The organism is Xenorhabdus sp. NBAII XenSa04 (genome assembly GCF_963866145.1).
GTDB lineage: Bacteria > Pseudomonadota > Gammaproteobacteria > Enterobacterales > Enterobacteriaceae > Xenorhabdus > Xenorhabdus indica.
Window position 1 is genome coordinate 1 of sequence record NZ_CAWMEB010000252.1, and the last position, 1,857, is coordinate 1,857.

Sequence of the window (1,857 nt, forward strand, 5' to 3'; positions counted from 1 at the left end):
GAGAAAATTCAGACATAAAAATCGGCCTCAGACAATCATCTGAGGCTAATTATGACTTATCTTAGTTTGCTTAAGCGAGCGGTATTACGGTTAAGGTGACCCATTATCTCCCCGAAATGGTGGTGTCCACCTATCAGGCCCCCGGGGGGTAATCCGTGGTCTGAAATGGCACAGGTCAGTCGGCTCTCCGGCGGCGTGGAAAATACCGTGACCGGGGCGTTATCCCACCTGAAGGCCGGTGGGGGTAACCACAATGTTCAGATTGCCGGGCAACGGCGTACCAGCCTGCGTTTCAACTATGCCGATGCCATCGGGCATCCGGCGACTAACCTGATAGGCGGGCAAATCCCCGGCTATTCGTGTCGCAGTGCCGCCACACCCCTGATGCCTTATTTTCTCAGTACGCTGGATTCGGTAGCGTGGCGCTCTGGTTTGCCGGAATCGTTCTACCCGGAAGCCCTTATTCCCGGTAAGCGGGAACTGGGCAGCCAGATGGCCGGCTCTCTGTGGGGCAATATTTATCCGCGTTCAGGCTTTGTCAATCAGACCGATGGTGACAAGGCGTCAGCCGTGGTCGCACAGCGGGTGGCCGATATCATCACCCGTATAGGGCAACCCCATGTTTATCAGACACTGAAAGGCACGCGTACTGATGGCTACTGGCCACCTGAATCGGTCATCGAAAATACTGGCATCAAAAATCACCAATGGCAGCGGTTATCACCGACATTAAGTCAATCCTGCGCCGTATTTCCGGACGGGGAACACACGGCGGCAAGTAATGGCAATCAGGCGTTGCCCTGTGGCAGCTTTACAGTTGCTGTCAGCGGCGTGGACAGCGTTTTCTCAGCAGTACGGATATCTGAAAAAGGGATAAATCATGGCGAAAATAAATACGTTATGGCTGATAGTCGGTGGACTGGTCATCGCTTCTTCGCAGGCTAACGCTACGGGGTTGTTTCTGACATTACCGCAGGTGAACCGCAGTGCGCTGGGCTATGGGGCAGAGGCCAGCGGTGCGGTGTCCGATACGCTGTTCTATACCCTGGGGGGCGGTTCAGTGATATCTGAACCCGCCCGTCGCAGTGGCTCTGCCACACTTGGCGGGTTGGAGCTGGGCTGGCGTTCAGATTTAATGTGCGGCAATTTTGACCTGAAAACCACCGTCAGCAATCAGTTGAACGGGATCACGGCCGGGTTCAAGAACCTGATAGGGGATGTGATTCAGGGGGCCACCGGTGCCGTGGCCAGTCTGCCGGCGATGATTATCCAGCGGGCCAATCCGGGGTTGTATGACATGCTGACTAATGGCGTGTTGCAGGCCAATGTGGCGTTCGACAAAGCCCAGTTCAATTGCCGGGCAATGGCCAATAAAATGATGGATTTTGCGCAGAATACCAAATGGACGCAGTCGGCTACTTTGCAGGAATACAAAACGCTGGTTAACAGTGGCGATGGTGATGCGGTGCGTGTGAATAACGCCGGCAGCAAAGCGACGGGGGCCAGCGGACATGCATGGATTGGCGGGCAACGACAGGGCGGTAAGGGCCCGCATGCCATTCGTCCGACCTGGGATTTAGCCAGTGCCGGCTTTAATATGATGAATCAGCTGCCGGTACTGAGCCAGTCGTCGGTCAGTGGCCTGAAGTGTGAGAGCAGTGCCTGCCGTAAATTCAGCAATGCGCAAGAAGCGGCTGAGGCGGTGGTCAGCGTGCTGGGCGACCGGGCCATCCGGACCTGTACCCAGGCGGCAGACTGCACCAGCGGCGGAGAGAAACACCAGCCGGGCACCACCGTCGCGGGCACGGGTTTTGCCCCGATGCTGGAAGCACACACGAAAACCAATACGGAACAGCT

General features: G+C 56.3%; 1 protein-coding gene and 1 pseudogene. Both read left to right on the forward strand.

The features are described 5' to 3' along the window. Positions 1 to 86: 86 nt before the first annotated feature. Positions 87 to 866 (forward strand): annotated as a pseudogene (locus AAC147_RS09600) (TIGR03756 family integrating conjugative element protein); the annotation flags it as partial. A 14-nt stretch (positions 867 to 880) separates the two neighbouring features. Then, positions 881 to 1,857: integrating conjugative element protein (locus AAC147_RS09605; RefSeq protein ID WP_047686442.1), on the forward strand; the 977-nt coding region annotated here is incomplete at its 3' end.